The sequence below is a fragment of the Streptomyces sp. 351MFTsu5.1 genome, assembly GCF_000383655.1.
Lineage (GTDB): Bacteria > Actinomycetota > Actinomycetes > Streptomycetales > Streptomycetaceae > Streptomyces > Streptomyces griseorubiginosus.
In genome coordinates this window covers 65,481-80,716 of record NZ_KB911783.1, presented here as the reverse complement: position 1 = coordinate 80,716, position 15,236 = coordinate 65,481, and the positions used below count along the sequence as shown (strand labels likewise).

Sequence of the window (15,236 nt, the reverse complement as noted above, 5' to 3'; positions counted from 1 at the left end):
CTTTATGGGAGATGTCCTGGATTCCGGTGCCCGTGCCCGTCGACCGTCCACCGCCGCCTCACGGCGCGCCGCCGGGTTCGCCGTCTGGTACCTGCGGGTCGTCGCGTTCGTCAACTTCCTCAGCGCGGTGTGGGTGACGCTGGGGCAGGACGTACGGCGGCACAACCAGGAGGACTACTTCACGCCGTATCTGCTGACGGCGGGATTCGCCTCCGGGGTGTTCACGGCGTTCCTCGCCATCACCATGCGGCGGCGCAAGCGGGCCGCGTGGATCCTGAACCTGGTGCTCTCCGGGGCGTTCCTCGCGCTGTTCGTCTTCGCGATGGCGTTCCCCGAGATCCGCCGGTACGCGCTGAACTGGATCTCACTGGTCCTCACCGCCGCGTTCGTCGTCGCGCTGCTGGTGGGGCGACGGGAGTTCTACGCCAAGGGCGACCGCTCGAACCCGCGGCTCGCGGCGGCCGTCGCGGTCGGCGGACTGCTCGTGTCCTCGCTGCTCGCCGCGCTGCTGGTGACCGTCACCAACGAGGCGTCGACGTCGTCGAACTTCGCGCAGCGGTGGTGGTACGGCACCCTGCGGCTCGTCTCCGTGGCCGCCGACGACTCCCGCTTCGACGGCATCGCGACGCCGAACTGGGTCGACGTCGTCATCAACGTGCTCAGCACGATCCTCGTCCTGGCCGTCTTCTACGCCGCCTTCCGCTCCCGGCGTGCCGTCGACGCGCTCACCGAGGACGACGAGCGGCGGCTGCGGGAACTCCTCGACAAGCACGGGGAGCGGGACTCCCTCGGGTACTTCGCGCTGCGCAGGGAGAAGAGCGTGGTGTGGTCGCCGACCGGCAAGGCGGCCGTGACCTACCGGGTCGTCGGCGGGGTCTCGCTGGCCTCCGGCGATCCGATCGGGGACCCGGAGGCCTGGCCGGGGGCGATCGAGCCGTGGCTCGCCGAGGCGCGGGAGCACGGGTGGCTGCCGGCGGTGATGGGCGCGGGCGAGGACGCGGGGACGGTGTACGCGCGGCACGGCATGGACGCGCTGGAACTGGGGGACGAGGCGATCGTGGAGATCGCCGACTTCACCCTGGAGGGCCGTGCCATGCGGACCGTCCGGCAGGCCTACAACCGGGTCAAGCGGGCCGGGTACACGGTCCGGATCCGGCGCCACGAGGACATCCCCGCCGAGGAGATGGAGGCGCTCGTACGGCGGGCCGACGACTGGCGGGACGGGGCCACCGAACGCGGCTTCAGCATGGCGCTGGGGCGGCTCGGGGACCCCGAGGACGGCCGGTGCGTGGCGCTGGAGTGCCATGACGGCGAGGGTGAGCTGAAGGCGGTGCTCTCCTTCGTGCCGTGGGGGCCGCACGGGCTGTCGCTCGACCTCATGCGCCGGGACCGCGACGCGGACAACGGCCTCATGGAGTTCATGGTCATCGAGCTCCTCAACCGGGCCCAGGAGATCCAGATCACCCAGGTCTCACTCAACTTCGCGATGTTCCGTTCGGTCTTCGAACGTGGGGCACGGCTCGGCGCCGGGCCGGTACTGCGGTTGTGGCGGTCGCTGCTCAGCTTCTTCTCCCGCTGGTGGCAGATCGAGTCGCTGTACCGGGCCAACGCCAAGTACCGGCCCATCTGGGAACCGCGGTTCCTGCTCTTCGAGAAGAGCGCGGACCTCCCCCGAATCGGCATCGCCTCGGCCCGCGCGGAGGGCTTCCTGGAGGTGCCGGGTCTGCCGGGGTGGCTGCGGCGCCGGGAGCACCTGAGTACGCACAGATGAGGACGATGGGATGAAGAGGGTCGCCCGCTGGGCCCGAGCGGAGTGGGGGCCGCTGTACGTCACCGTGCGCGCGCACCTGCTCCGGCGGAGGTGGCGGGCGGTCCCCCTGGCCGTGACGGCCGTGTGCCTGACCCTGGCCCTGCATCTCGTGCACAGCCAGTCGTGGGGTTACGACGTCGTCCAGGACGTGGGCGCCGTACGCGCGGCGGACCCCCTGTGGCTGGCTCTCCTCCGCACCCCCCTCTCCCTGTTCGTGCCCGCGCTCGACCTGCCGGTGTGGGGTGCGCTGCTCCAGATCCTGCTGGTGTTCGGGATCGCCGAGATCTGTCTGGGCCGCCGGCGGACACTGGCGCTGGCCTACGCGGCCACGCTCGCCGGCACGCTGTACGCGCGGGTCGGCATCTCGCTGGGCCCCGGCAACCCCTTCGGCCTCCGCGCCTCCGACGCCCACGTCGTCGACACCGGCCCGTCGGCGGCCGTGGTCGGCCTCGCCGTCTTCCTGGGCCTGCGCTACGGCGCCCGGGTCACCACGGCCGCGGTGATCGCGGCGATGGTGATCGAGGTACTGGTGAAGGAGAACCTCGCCGGCAGGGAACACCTGGCAGCGATCGCGGCGATGCTGCTGCTGTGCGCGCTTTCGGCGGTACGGCGGCGGAGGGCTGGAGAACGGGGCGGGCCGGTCGGCGGGGCCGGGGTGCGGGGCGGGCCAGTCGGCGGGGACGGAGCCGGGGTGCGGGGGGACGGCGCGGGCGACGAAACCGGGACACAGCCCAGGACCGACGCTCAGGCCGGGGCGGGGTCTTCGGCCGGGACCGGAGTCGGAGTCGAGTCACGGGCCGGGGCGGGTGCTGGAGCCAAGGCTGGAGCCGGGACCGGTGATGGAGCCGGGACCGGTAGTGGGACGAGGGCCGGTGCCGGTGCCGGGACCGGAAGTGGGACCGTAACCGGTGCTGAGGCCGGAGATGGAGCCGGGACCGGTGCTGGGACCGGTCCCGGTGATGACGGGCGGGGGGCTCGGCTCGATCGCCGCGCTCATCGACGCGGAGTGTCCGGACACGCTGCCGATGCCGGGGCCGGGGCCGACGTCGACGCCGGAACGCGGTTCCGGGCCGCGACTGGGACGAGGCCCAGGAAGAAACCCGATGCCGGATCGGGGTCCGGGCTGCCGCCGTGCGGTCGCTGAGGCCGATGGGGAGACCGGGCAGCGCGGGTCTCACGGCTCCAGTGGTCGCACCGGGTCCGGTTTGCCGCCGATGAGGTCCTGGAGTTTGCGGCGGGGGCCCGCCCAGCGCTTGTCGTGGCGGTAGGCGCGGAGCATCGCGCGGGCCCGCGCACGCGGACGGCGGCCGTAGAAGCGGCGGGCCCAGAAGGAGCCGGGGCGGGCCAGCCGGATCAGTCCGACGAGCCCCACGACCGGGACGATCACGCTGAAGATCGCCATCCGCGCCTTGCCCTTGAGCAGCACGCCCATCGCGAACAGGAAGTTGACCACCACGCTGGAGATGACGCCCCCGCGGTCCTGCGCCTCGCCCTGCGTCACGTCGTCGACGCCGAACGGCGAGAACCCGGCGAGCACCAGTCCGACGAGCGCCGCCGTGAGGACGACGACCTCGACGCTCTTGCGGCCCTCCTCGCTCCAGTACACGTCGTCGAGGTGCAGGATCAGCGCGAACTCGTCCAGCACCAGGCCCGCGCCGATCCCGAACACGACCGCGAACAGCGCCGCACCGAAGCCGTGCCGTCCGCTGGCGACCGCGCCGAAGCCGCCCACGATCGACAGCACGACCCCGGGGACCACGTGGTGGATGTGCACCCCGCCGGTGCTGATGTTGCCGAAGGGCCCCTTGCCGGCCCGGATGAGCCGGGTCACGCACCGGGTGATCAGGAAGGTCAGCACGAACGCGGTGAGTGCCAGCAGCAGCGGCAGCTTGCCGGGTTCGACGATGTTGCGGTGCAGCCAGTGGCCCATGCCCCCAGTCTCACGGGACCGGGGGCGGCCCGCCGTGCCATTGCGGCGTCCGGGCTACCCTGCGGACGTGTCCATGACCTCCCCGCCCGCCGACGGCCTCCGCTTCGCCTTCGGCACGCTCAGCGTGCTGCCGGTCAAGGTGACCCGCTGGGACCGTGAGGCGGCGCGCGGCGGCATGCTGTGCGCCCCACTCGTCGGCCTGGTGCTGGGCGGCCTCTCGGCCGCCGTGGGTCTCCTGCTGCTCCTCCTGGGCGCCTCCGCGCTCCTCGCCGCGATCGCCACGGTGGCCGTCCCAGCGGTCCTCACCCGCGGCCTGCACCTCGACGGCCTCGCCGACACGGCCGACGGCCTGGGCAGCGGCAAGCCCGCCGAGGACGCCCTGCGCATCATGAAGCAGTCCGACATCGGCCCGTTCGGCGTGATCACCCTCGTCCTGGTGCTGTTCGCCCAGGTCGCGGCGCTGTGCCAGGTGTACGGCGACTCATGGGCCCGGGGCGCGGTCGCCGCGGTGGTCTCCGCGACGGCCGCCCGTCTGGCGCTGACCCTGGCCGCCCGCACCGGCGTCCCGGCGGCCCGTCCGGAGGGCCTGGGTGCGGCCGTGGCCGGAGTGGTCCCGCTCCGCGGCGCCGCACTGGTCGCCCTCGCCGTGACGCTGGGGGCGGCGGCCGTGAGCGCGCTCTTCGGGCCGTACGACGTGGTCCGCACGGTCCTCGCGGTCGCCGCCTCCGTGGCCGCGGCCGAACTCCTGCTGCGGCACTGCACGCGCCGCTTCGGCGGGGTGACCGGCGATGTGTTCGGAGGGCTCGCGGAGACGGCGGCGACGGCGGCCCTGGTGATCCTCTCGCTGACCTTCTAGCAGGCCTCGCGGGCCTGCTAGCAGGCCTCGCGCCACACCCCCAGCTCGTACTTCTTCAGCATCGAACTCAGCTTCAGGCGGCGGGACTCGGCGCAGAAGCGGCTGGTGGGCAGTTCGTACTCGACGTGGAAGACGGCCTTGCCGGCCTTGATGAACGGTGTCATGTCCGCGCACTCGTCGTACTGCGCGCACTGCTCGTTGACCGCGAAGTCGAAGTCGCCCACCAGTGCCGGTATCTGGTCGAGGTCGTTCTTCAGGCCGACCGCCATGCCCCGGTCGTGGGCCAGCCGGGCGATCAGCCGGTTGTAGCGGAGCTGGTCGGCCGCCGTGAGGGGGAAGCCGGTGCGGTTCCTGTAGCCGTCCATGTTGTCGGGCTCCACCGCGTCGAAGCCCTTCTCACGGCACATGTCGAGGCGGTGGGCCATCAGCGGTTCGAGGACGTCCGTGGCGCGTATGTCGAGCCAGCGTTCCCCCTCCCAGCCGTTGCCGCGCCCGATCACCGACCTGGGGAACTTCCCGGCGTCGGGCCGCCAGTCCTCGAAAGCGCCGGTGGACAGGTAGCAGATGACCTTGCGGCCCTTGTCGTGCAGGGCGGACACCAGCGTCCTGGACTGGTCGAAGCCGTCGACGTCGTAGACCGGCACGTCGACGGAGGTGTCGATCCGGCCGGTCAGCTGCCACTGCCAGGCGGTGCCGGGGCGGGGCCGCCACCGCGCGTCCCCGGCCTCGGAGCCGGACGTGCTCCCGGTGGTGGTCGAGCACCCCGCGGTCAGCAGGAGCAGGGCGACGAGGTGGAGAGGGCGCTTCAAGGGTGGGCTCCAGGGCATGCGGGACGATCGGCGGCCGACCCGAGCGTAGGCTCTTCACGGGTGGTCGCCGACAGGGGTGAAGGCCCCGATCGGGATCCGTTTTCGGACACGAAATAGGGTCGGCCGTCGGGCCCGGTCGACCCACCCGCTCGACTCATGCGAACTTCACATCGGAAGCGAGAATTCACCACCGTGACTGCTCTGACTCTCAGCACCTCCGCGGCGCCCGGCCTGCGGGCCGACGCGATCGTGATCGGCGTCGCCAAGGGCGCTAAGGGCCCCGTCGTGGCGCCGGGCGCCGAATCCGTGGACAAGGCCTACGACGGCAAGCTCGCCGGGGTATTGGAGACCCTCGGTGCCTCCGGCGCCGAGGGCGAGCTGACGAAGCTGCCCTCGCCCGCCGGCCTCAAGGCCCCGCTCGTGGTGGCGGTCGGCCTGGGCGCCGAGCCCGAGAAGGACTCCAGCTTCGCCGCGGAGGCGCTGCGCAAGGCCGCCGGTGTCGCCGCCCGCGCGCTGACCGGGGCCAAGAAGGCCGCGTTCGTGCTGCCGCTGGGCGATGCCGCCGACGTCGGTGCGGTCGCCGAGGGCGTGCTGCTCGGGGCGTACTCCTTCACCGCCTACAAGGAGAACGGCAAGGACCCCAAGGCCGGCAACGGCAAGGCGCCGCTGGCCGAGGCCGCGCTGCTCGGCGGCAAGCCGCGGGACGCCGCGCACAAGGCCGCCCTGGCCCGGGCCGTCGCGGTCTCGGAGGAGCTCAACCGCGCCCGCGACCTGATCAACATGCCGCCGAACGACCTGAACCCGGAGGCCTTCGCCGCGATCGTGCAGACCGCGGCCAAGGAGCACGGGCTCAAGGTGCAGGTGCTCGACGTGAAGGCCCTGGAGAAGGGCGGCTACGGCGGCATCCTCGGCGTCGGCGCGGGGTCGGCGTCGGGGCCGCGGCTGGTGAAGCTGTCGTACACCTCGTCCAAGGCGAAGAAGCACCTCGCGCTGGTCGGCAAGGGCATCACCTACGACTCGGGCGGCATCTCGCTGAAGCCGGCCGGTCACAACGAGACCATGAAGTGCGACATGAGCGGGGCGGCGGCGGTGTTCGCGGCCGTGGTCTCGGCCGCGCGGCTGGGTCTCGAGGTCAACGTGACCGGGTGGCTGGCGCTGGCCGAGAACATGCCGTCGGGGTCCGCGACGCGGCCCGGCGACGTGCTGCGGATGTACAGCGGCAAGACGGTGGAGGTGCTCAACACCGACGCCGAGGGCCGGCTGGTGCTGGCGGACGCGCTGTGGGCGGCGTCGGCGGAGAAGCCGGACGCGATCGTGGACGTGGCGACGCTGACCGGGGCGATGATGCTGGCGCTGGGCAGCCGCACCTTCGGGATCATGGCGAACGACGACGCGTTCCGTACGGCGGTGCACGAGGCCGCGGAGGAGGTCGGCGAGCCGGCCTGGCCGATGCCGCTGCCGGAGCACCTGCGCAAGGGCATGGACTCCCCGACCGCCGACATCGCGAACATGGGTGAGCGGATGGGCGGCGGGCTGGTCGCGGGGCTGTTCCTGCGGGAGTTCGTGGGCGAGGGGATCGCCTGGGCGCACCTGGACATCGCGGGTCCGGCGTTCAACGACGGCGGGCCGTTCGGGTACACGCCGAAGGGTGGCACGGGGTCCGCGGTGCGGACGCTGGTGCGGCTCGCCGAGTTGACTGCGTCAGGTGACCTGGGCTGATGTCCGCCTAGGAGCTCGGCTCCCGAGGGGCGTGGGCGGCTGCGGGCCCGTTGTGGCTTGTCGCGCAGTTCCCCGCGCCCCTTTCACATGTGAGCGTGTGGTGTCTCACACCCCGGCCCGGCGTCTCGTTCGGTGCTGACAAGTGCGAAGATGGGGCTCGGCAGGACAGGGCCCCCACCACAGGGCCGAAGAAAGAGCGGCCGGACACCAGCCGACCGACCGGTCAACCGCCCGTAAGGGACAAAGGTGCCCGGCGTACGGCGCACATGCATGGAGGACGTGACGTGGCGAACGACGCCAGCACCGTTTTCGACCTAGTGATCCTCGGCGGTGGTAGTGGCGGTTACGCCGCGGCCCTGCGCGGGGCGCAGCTGGGGCTTGACGTCGCCCTGATCGAGAAGGACAAGGTCGGCGGTACCTGCCTGCACCGGGGATGCATCCCCACCAAGGCCCTGCTGCACGCGGGCGAGATCGCCGACCAGGCCCGCGAGAGCGAGCAGTTCGGTGTGAAGACCACCTTCGAGGGCATCGACATCGCCGGGGTGCACAAGTACAAGGACGGCGTGATCGCCGGCCTGTACAAGGGCCTCCAGGGGCTCGTCGCCTCCCGGAAGGTGACGTACATCGAGGGCGAGGGGCGCCTCTCCTCCCCGACCTCCGTCGACGTCAACGGCCAGCGCGTCCAGGGCCGCCACATCCTGCTCGCGACCGGCTCCGTGCCGAAGTCGCTGCCGGGTCTGGAGATCGACGGCAACCGGATCATCTCCTCGGACCACGCCCTCGTTCTTGACCGGGTGCCGAAGTCCGCGATCGTCCTCGGTGGCGGTGTCATCGGCGTCGAGTTCGCCTCCGCCTGGAAGTCCTTCGGGACCGACATCACCATCATCGAGGGCCTCAAGCACCTCGCCCCGCTCGAGGACGAGAACTCCTCCAAGCTTCTTGAACGCGCGTTCCGCAAGCGCGGCATCAAGTTCAACCTCGGCACCTTCTTCCAGAAGGCCGAGTACACGCAGGACGGTGTGAAGGTCACCCTCGCCGACGGCAAGGAGTTCGAGGCCGAGCTGCTGCTGGTGGCCGTCGGCCGCGGGCCCGTCTCCGCCGGTCTCGGCTACGAGGAGCAGGGCGTCGCGATGGACCGCGGTTACGTCCTGGTCGACGAGTACATGCGCACCAACGTCCCGACCATCTCCGCCGTCGGTGACCTGGTCCCGACGCTCCAGCTCGCGCACGTCGGCTTCGCCGAGGGCATCCTGGTGGCGGAGCGTCTGGCCGGTCTGAAGACCGTCCCGATCGACTACGACGGCGTCCCGCGGGTGACGTACTGCCACCCCGAGGTCGCCTCCGTGGGCATCACCGAGGCCAAGGCCAAGGAGATCTACGGCGCGGACAAGGTCGTCGCTCTGAAGTACAACCTCGCGGGCAACGGCAAGAGCAAGATCCTGAACACCGCGGGCGAGATCAAGCTCGTCCAGGTGAAGGACGGTGCCGTGGTCGGCGTCCACATGGTCGGCGACCGCATGGGCGAGCAGGTCGGCGAAGCCCAGCTGATCTACAACTGGGAGGCGCTGCCCGCCGAGGTCGCGCAGCTCATCCACGCCCACCCGACGCAGAGCGAGGCGCTCGGCGAGGCGCACCTGGCGCTGGCCGGCAAGCCGCTCCACTCGCACGACTGACCCTCGGTCGGCGAAGCGACTCCGCTCACAGCGACGACACAGACTTCCGCAATTCGTAAGGAGCAACCGAAACCATGGCGGTTTCCGTAACCCTTCCGGCGCTCGGCGAGAGCGTCACCGAGGGCACCGTCACCCGCTGGCTGAAGGCCGAGGGTGAGCGTGTAGAGGCCGACGAGCCGCTGCTCGAGGTCTCGACCGACAAGGTCGACACCGAGATCCCCTCCCCCGCCGCCGGCGTCCTGGCCTCCATCAAGGTCGCCGAGGACGAGACCGTCGAGGTCGGCGCCGAGCTGGCCGTGATCGACGACGGCACCGGCGCCCCGGCCGCCGCTCCGGCTCCGGCCGCCGAGCCGGTCGCCGAGCCCGCCCCGGAGCCGGCCGCGGCCGCTCCGTCCACCGAGCAGGCCGCCCCGGCGCCCGCTCCCACCGCTGAGGCCGCGTCCGGCGGCGGCTCCGCCGAGGGCACGGACGTCGTCCTGCCCGCGCTCGGCGAGTCCGTCACCGAGGGCACCGTCACCCGGTGGCTGAAGGAGGTCGGCGAGGAGGTCGCGGAGGACGAGCCCCTGCTCGAGGTCTCCACCGACAAGGTCGACACCGAGATCCCGTCCCCGGCCGCCGGTGTGCTGCTGGAGATCGTGGTCGGCGAGGACGAGACCGCCGAGGTCGGCGCCAAGCTCGCCGTCATCGGCGCCCCGGGTGCGGCTCCGGCCGCCGCCCAGGCTCCCGCCGCGCCCGCCCCGGCCCCGGCCGCCGAGGCCCCCGCCCCGGCTCCGGCGCCCGCCCCGGCCGCTCCGGCTCCGGCCCCGCAGGCGCCCTCGGCTCCGGCCCCGCAGCAGCAGACGGCTCCGGCTCCCGACCCGGCGCCCGCCGCTCCGGCTCCGGCGCCCGCCCCGGTCACCCCGGCCCCGGCTCCGGCCGCGACCTCCGGTGACGACAGTGCCTACGTCACCCCGCTGGTGCGCAAGCTCGCCGCCGAGAACGGCGTCGACCTGGGCACCGTCAAGGGCACCGGCGTCGGTGGCCGGATCCGCAAGCAGGACGTCGTCGCCGCCGCCGAGGCCGCGAAGGCCGCCGCAGCCGCTCCGGCTCCGGCCGCTGCCGCCGCCCCGGCCGCCAAGAAGGCGCCGTCCCTGGAGGCCTCTCCCCTCCGTGGCCAGACCGTCAAGATGCCCCGCATCCGCAAGGTCATCGGCGACAACATGGTCAAGGCGCTGCACGAGCAGGCGCAGCTGTCCTCGGTCGTCGAGGTCGACGTCACGCGTCTGATGAAGCTGCGCGCCCGGGCCAAGGACTCCTTCGCCGCCCGTGAGGGCGTCAAGCTGTCCCCGATGCCGTTCTTCGTCAAGGCCGCGGCCCAGGCGCTGAAGGCGCACGCGCCGATCAACGCCAAGATCAACGAGGGCGAAGGCACGATCACCTACTTCGACACCGAGAACATCGGTATCGCGGTGGACTCCGAGAAGGGCCTGATGACCCCGGTCATCAAGCACGCGGGCGACCTCAACATCGCCGGCATCGCGAAGGCCACGGCGGACCTCGCCGGCAAGGTCCGCGCCAACAAGATCACGCCCGACGAGCTGTCCGGCGCGACCTTCACCATCTCCAACACCGGTTCGCGCGGTGCGCTCTTCGACACGATCATCGTGCCGCCGGGCCAGGTCGCGATCCTCGGCATCGGCGCCACGGTCAAGCGCCCGGCCGTCCTGGAGACGGAGGAGGGCACGGTCATCGCCGTCCGCGACATGACCTACCTGACCCTCTCCTACGACCACCGTCTGGTGGACGGCGCCGACGCGGCCCGTTACCTGACCGCGGTCAAGGCGATCCTGGAGGCGGGCGAGTTCGAGGTCGAGCTCGGCCTGTAAGCCGGTCCGGTGCCCTCTGTCCGGAACTCTCCGGGCAGGGGGCACCGTCATGTCACCGGGGCGTCAGCGTCCGGTCCGACCAGCCCCACAGCTCCTCCACCCACACGTTGGGGACGGAGAGCCTGGGCGTCGGTGTGAGGCCCTTCGTCCGGTACGCCTTCAGGACGTCGTAGGTGGCGTCCAGGCAGTCCCGCGAGGTGAGCTCGCCGGTCCTCGGGTCGACGCCGACGAGGAAGCCGCGCTTCTCGACCGTACGGATCATCGCCCGGGCCCTGTTCACGTCGTACGTCGAGGTCTTCGTGCAGCGGTAGCGGCTGTAGGGGTGCTCGGATGTCCCGGGATAGTGGGCGTCCGTGGACATCTCGCTGAGCATGCGGTTGTACGACCCCTCCGCGTGCCAGGCCCCGATGTCGCCGCCCGGCGGGGTGTAGAGCCTCGCGCTGGGGTTCTCGACGGCGCCGTAGACCCAGCGGCCGGTGGCCGGGATCCTGAAGCCCCAGCCGACGTGCCCGAACTTCTGTGCCCCGTCCGGCTTGACGAAGACGCAGGCGGCGCCGGTTCCGGTGCCGCGGGCCTTCCCCGCCATCCCCGTGACGGCCTCCGCGCCGGCCGGTGTCGTCCCCGCCGTCGCCCGGGTGGCCGTCTCCTGGCAACCCGTCACGGCGACGATCACGCCGATCACGGCCGCGACGGCCAGTCCCCGTCGTCCCCCGATGTGCATGCCGTCCCCCTGTGGTGCGAAGGGGCGCCCCGCGCGGGAACCCCTGACCAACGCGACACACCCTGGAGGCCGTGGGGTTCCGTGACTTGACAGAAGTCGTCCGGCTGGGAGCGTGTAAGCCTCGTCTCACCTGCAGGGAAGCGCCCCCGTGCGCCCCTCCCGGACGGGCCCCCGGCCTTATTGTCTTTACGTCAAACGCCCTTAAGGAGCTCCCATGACCGCGCCCGTCGTCCACTCGCTGCGCGAACAGATCCGCGAGCACATCGTGGAGGGGATCGTCAGCGGGCGCTGGCAGCCGGGCGAGCGGATCGTGGAACGCCGTATCGCGACCGAGCTGGAGGTCAGCCAGACGCCGGTGCGGGAGGCGCTGCGCGAGCTGGAGTCGCTGCGGCTGATCGAGTCGGCGCCGAACAAGGGCGTGAGGGTGCGGAACCTGACCGCGGCCGACCTGGAGGAGAGCTACCCGGTCCGGGCCGGTCTGGAGGCGATCGCGGCGGAGCTGGCGGCGGAGCGGCTGGCGCAGGACTGCTCGGCGCTGGAACCGCATGTCGCCGCGCTGTACGAGGCGGACCGGGACTCGGACGGTACGGGCCAGGTCCGGCACACCGTGGGCTTCCACCGCGAGCTGGTGCGGGCGGCCGGCAACTCGGTGCTGCTGCACACCTGGGAGGGCCTGGGCATCGAGGTGTTCACCGCGCTGTCGATCCGCTGGCTGGGGACGGTCCAGCAGTCGTACGCGGAGGAGCACGAGGAGCTGGTGGCGGCCTTCAAGCGGCGGGACCCGCGGATCCCGGAGATCGTGAAGGCGCATGTCCTGGGATGCGCGCCGCGAGCCTGACGCAGTCGAGCGCACCGGCGCTCACCTGCGGAAACCCCTCAAAAACAGGGCACCCGGTGTCTCCGTCCGAGGCACCCCGTGCCTACTTTCTCGATATCGAGAAGTTTTGCCCGGGAACCCTTTGATCGATCATCGATCAGCGAGTTATTGTCGCCGACGGGCCCTTACCGGGGCCCTCCGCCCTGTCCTGCCAAAGACCAAGGGCACCCCCGAAACCCTGCCTGATTGAGGGAACCCCCTTCGACTGAGGAAGGCGGCGACATGACCGACCCCAACGCCATCCAGGCCAGCGAGCTCGACCAGCTCCCCGACCGGGACCCCGAGGAGACCGCCGAATGGCAGGCCTCCCTGGACGCGGTCGCCAAGGCGGCCGGCCCGCACCGTGCCGCGTACCTGATGCGCCGCACGCTGGAGAGGGCGGAGGGCAACGGCATCGCGCTGCCGAAGCTCCTCGAGACCGACTACGTCAACACCATCCCCACCGCCGCGGAGCCGGGACTGCCCGGTGACCCGGCGATGGAGGCCCGCATCACCGCGTGGAACCGCTGGAACGCGGCCGCGATGGTCACCCGCGGCTCCAAGTACGGCGTCGGCGGCCACATCGCCACCTTCGCCTCCGCGGCCTGGCTCTACGAGACCGGCTTCAACCACTTCTTCAGGGGCAAGGAGGCCGACGGGTCCGGCGACCAGCTCTACATCCAGGGCCACGCCTCCCCCGGCATCTACGCCCGCGCCTTCCTCGACGGCCGGCTGAACGAGCAGCAGCTCGACAACTTCCGCCGCGAGTCGGGTGGCAACGGCCTCCCGTCGTACCCGCACCCCCGCCGGCTGCCCTGGCTCTGGGAGTTCCCGACCGTCTCCATGGGCCTCGGCCCGCTCTCGGCGATCTACCAGGCCCGCTTCAACCGCTATCTGACGGCGCGCGGCATCAAGGACGTCTCGCAGTCCCACGTCTGGGCCTTCCTCGGCGACGGCGAGATGGACGAGCCGGAATCCACGGCCGCCCTCGCACTCGCGAGCCGCGAGGGTCTCGACAACCTGACCTTCGTCATCAACTGCAACCTCCAGCGCCTCGACGGCCCGGTCCGCGCGAACTTCAAGATCGTGCAGGAGCTGGAGGCCCAGTTCCGCGGCGCCGGCTGGAACGTCGTCAAGTCGCTGTGGGGCTCCGCCTGGGACGAGCTGTTCCAGCTGGACACCACGGGCGCCCTGGTACGACGGCTCCGCGAGGTACCGGACGCGCAGGTGCAGACGTACCAGACGCGTGACGCCGCCTACATCCGCCAGGACTTCTTCGGCAAGGACCCGGCGCTCGTCGAGATGGCGAAGCTGCTGTCCGACGACAAGATCCTCGAGTGCTTCCACCTCTCCCGCGGTGGCCACGAGGCGCGCAAGGTGTACGCCGCCTACAAGGCCGCCGTCGAGTTCAAGGGCGCGCCGACCGTGATCCTGGCCCAGACGGTCAAGGGCCACACCCTCGGCGAGGGCTTCGCGTCGAAGAACGCCAACCACCAGATGAAGAAGCTGACGGTGGACGAGTTCAAGACCATGCGCGACCTCCTCGAACTGCCCATCAAGGACAGCGACTTCGTCGACGGCGTGGTGCCCTACGGCCACCCGGGCGCCGACTCCCCCGAGGTGCGCTACCTCCAGGAGCGCCGGGCCGCTCTCGGCGGTCCCGCCCCGGCCCGCCGGGTGCACCCGGTGGCCCCGCTGCCGGCCCCGGCCGAGAAGGCGTTCGCGTCCTTCGACAAGGGCTCCGGCTCGCAGAACGTCGCCACCACCATGGCCTTCGTCCGCCTGATCAAGGACCTGGTCCGCGACAAGGAGACCGGCAAGCGCTGGGTGCCGATCGTCCCCGACGAGGCGCGCACCTTCGGCATGGAGTCGCTCTTCCCGTCGCTCGGGATCTACTCCCCCAAGGGCCAGACGTACGAGCCGGTCGACCGCGACCAGCTGATGTACTACAAGGAGGCCCAGAACGGCCAGATCCTCAACGAGGGGATCACCGAGGCCGGTTCGATGGCCGACTTCATCGCCGCTTCGACGTCGTACGCGACGCACGGCGAGGCGATGATCCCGTTCTACATCTTCTACTCGATGTTCGGCTGGCAGCGCACGGCCGACCAGATGTGGCAGCTCGGCGACCAGCTGGGCCGCGGCTTCCTCGTGGGCGCCACGGCGGGCCGTACGACGCTGACGGGCGAGGGCCTGCAGCACGCGGACGGTCACTCCCCGGTGATCGCGGCGACGAACCCGGCGGCGCTGACGTACGACCCGGCGTTCGCCTACGAGGTCGCCACGATCGTGCGCGACGGCATCCGCCGCATGTACGGCGAGGCGGCCCCGGGTGAGGACCCGAACGTCTTCTACTACCTCACCGTCTACAACGAGCCGCTCCCGCAGCCGGCGAAGCCGTCCGCCACCGGCATCGACGAGGGCATCGTCAAGGGCCTGTACCGCTTCAACACCGTCGAGTCGGCCGGGATCAGCGTGGCCGCGGCCAACGCCCCGCGCATCCAGCTCCTCGGCTCCGGCACCGCGATCCACTGGGTGCTGAAGGCGCAGCGGATGCTGGCCGAGGAGTGGGGCGTGGCCGCCGACGTGTGGTCCGCGACCTCCTTCACCGAGCTGCGCCGCGACGCGCTGGAAGCCGACGAGGCCCTGCTGCGCGGCGAGGAGCGGGTTCCCTACGTCCGCAAGGCGCTGCACGGCGCCGAGGGCCCGGTGCTCGCGGTCTCCGACTACATGCGCCAGGTCCCGGACCAGATCGCGCAGTGGGTCGAGCAGGACTGGTCCTCGCTCGGCGCGGACGGCTTCGGCCTCTCCGACACCCGCGAGGGCGCCCGCCGCCACTTCGGCGTCGACGCCGAGTCGGTCGTGGTCGCGGCCCTCGCCCAGCTGGCCCGCCGCGGCGAGGTCAAGGCGACGGCGGTGAAGGAAGCGCGGGAGAAGTACGGCCTGTAACGGCCTTCGGAGGTCGGGTCTCGGCGAAGGGGTACGGCGGTGCCGTGC

10 protein-coding genes and 1 pseudogene are annotated in these 15,236 nt (G+C 71.5%); 8 read left to right on the top strand and 3 right to left on the bottom strand.

The window, feature by feature from the left end; all coding sequences use genetic code 11:
- Positions 1-4: 4 nt before the first annotated feature.
- Together H295_RS0121240 and H295_RS47555 are read left to right on the top strand one after the other, a co-directional pair.
- Positions 5-1,771, top strand: a complete 1,767-nt coding sequence (locus H295_RS0121240) for a phosphatidylglycerol lysyltransferase domain-containing protein (RefSeq protein WP_020137364.1) — start codon at positions 5-7, stop codon at positions 1,769-1,771.
- Between the two features lie 10 nt (positions 1,772-1,781).
- A pseudogene (locus H295_RS47555) lies at positions 1,782-2,441 on the top strand (hypothetical protein); the annotation flags it as partial.
- Positions 2,442-2,984: 543 nt separating this feature from the next.
- On the opposite strand, the gene H295_RS0121230 reads toward H295_RS47555, so the two are convergent.
- Positions 2,985-3,740, bottom strand: a complete 756-nt coding sequence (locus H295_RS0121230) for a hypothetical protein (RefSeq protein ID WP_020137362.1) — start codon at positions 3,738-3,740, stop codon at positions 2,985-2,987.
- 73 nt (positions 3,741-3,813) lie between these two features.
- Between H295_RS0121230 and H295_RS0121225 the strand changes: the two genes are divergently transcribed.
- Positions 3,814-4,596, top strand: coding sequence for an adenosylcobinamide-GDP ribazoletransferase (locus H295_RS0121225; RefSeq protein ID WP_020137361.1), 783 nt, complete (start codon positions 3,814-3,816; stop codon positions 4,594-4,596).
- A 17-nt stretch (positions 4,597-4,613) separates the two neighbouring features.
- Here H295_RS0121225 and H295_RS0121220 read toward each other — a convergent pair whose 3' ends face one another.
- Positions 4,614-5,423, bottom strand: coding sequence for an endo alpha-1,4 polygalactosaminidase (locus H295_RS0121220; protein ID WP_106960913.1), 810 nt, complete (start codon positions 5,421-5,423; stop codon positions 4,614-4,616).
- A gap of 174 nt (positions 5,424-5,597) precedes the next feature.
- Between H295_RS0121220 and H295_RS0121215 the strand changes: the two genes are divergently transcribed.
- The 3 genes from H295_RS0121215 (at position 5,598) to sucB (ending at position 10,662) form a co-directional block, all read left to right on the top strand.
- A complete protein-coding gene (locus H295_RS0121215; protein WP_020137359.1) occupies positions 5,598-7,124 on the top strand; it encodes a leucyl aminopeptidase in 1,527 nt (508 codons plus the stop codon).
- 284 nt (positions 7,125-7,408) lie between these two features.
- Entirely contained in the window at positions 7,409-8,797 is a 1,389-nt protein-coding gene (lpdA, locus tag H295_RS0121210; RefSeq protein ID WP_020137358.1) for a dihydrolipoyl dehydrogenase, read from the top strand.
- Positions 8,798-8,871: 74 nt separating this feature from the next.
- A complete protein-coding gene (gene sucB / locus H295_RS0121205) occupies positions 8,872-10,662 on the top strand; it encodes a 2-oxoglutarate dehydrogenase, E2 component, dihydrolipoamide succinyltransferase (RefSeq protein WP_020137357.1) in 1,791 nt (596 codons plus the stop codon).
- Positions 10,663-10,714: 52 nt separating this feature from the next.
- On the opposite strand, the gene H295_RS0121200 is transcribed toward sucB, so the two are convergent.
- Positions 10,715-11,383 (bottom strand): hypothetical protein, encoded by a 669-nt coding sequence (locus H295_RS0121200; protein WP_020137356.1) that lies wholly within the window; start codon positions 11,381-11,383, stop codon positions 10,715-10,717.
- 214 nt (positions 11,384-11,597) lie between these two features.
- Here H295_RS0121200 and H295_RS0121195 point away from each other — a divergent pair, with 214 nt between their 5' ends.
- Complete coding sequence (locus tag H295_RS0121195; RefSeq protein WP_020115869.1) at positions 11,598-12,221, top strand: GntR family transcriptional regulator; 624 nt, start codon at positions 11,598-11,600, stop codon at positions 12,219-12,221.
- 261 nt (positions 12,222-12,482) lie between these two features.
- The gene (gene aceE, locus H295_RS0121190) at positions 12,483-15,188 is read left to right on the top strand and encodes a pyruvate dehydrogenase (acetyl-transferring), homodimeric type (protein WP_020137355.1); all 2,706 of its coding nucleotides are present in this window, start codon (positions 12,483-12,485) and stop codon (positions 15,186-15,188) included.
- Positions 15,189-15,236: the final 48 nt, after the last annotated feature.

Coding starts and splice junctions, on each gene's coding strand:
- H295_RS0121200 (WP_020137356.1), bottom strand. CDS start 11,383: ATGCACATCGGGGGACGACGGGGACTGGCCGTCGCGGCCGTGATCGGC.
- H295_RS0121230 (WP_020137362.1), bottom strand. CDS start 3,740: ATGGGCCACTGGCTGCACCGCAACATCGTCGAACCCGGCAAGCTGCCG.
- H295_RS0121225 (WP_020137361.1), top strand. CDS start 3,814: ATGACCTCCCCGCCCGCCGACGGCCTCCGCTTCGCCTTCGGCACGCTC.
- H295_RS0121220 (WP_106960913.1), bottom strand. CDS start 5,423: ATGCCCTGGAGCCCACCCTTGAAGCGCCCTCTCCACCTCGTCGCCCTG.
- H295_RS0121240 (WP_020137364.1), top strand. CDS start 5: ATGGGAGATGTCCTGGATTCCGGTGCCCGTGCCCGTCGACCGTCCACC.
- H295_RS0121195 (WP_020115869.1), top strand. CDS start 11,598: ATGACCGCGCCCGTCGTCCACTCGCTGCGCGAACAGATCCGCGAGCAC.
- sucB (WP_020137357.1), top strand. CDS start 8,872: ATGGCGGTTTCCGTAACCCTTCCGGCGCTCGGCGAGAGCGTCACCGAG.
- aceE (WP_020137355.1), top strand. CDS start 12,483: ATGACCGACCCCAACGCCATCCAGGCCAGCGAGCTCGACCAGCTCCCC.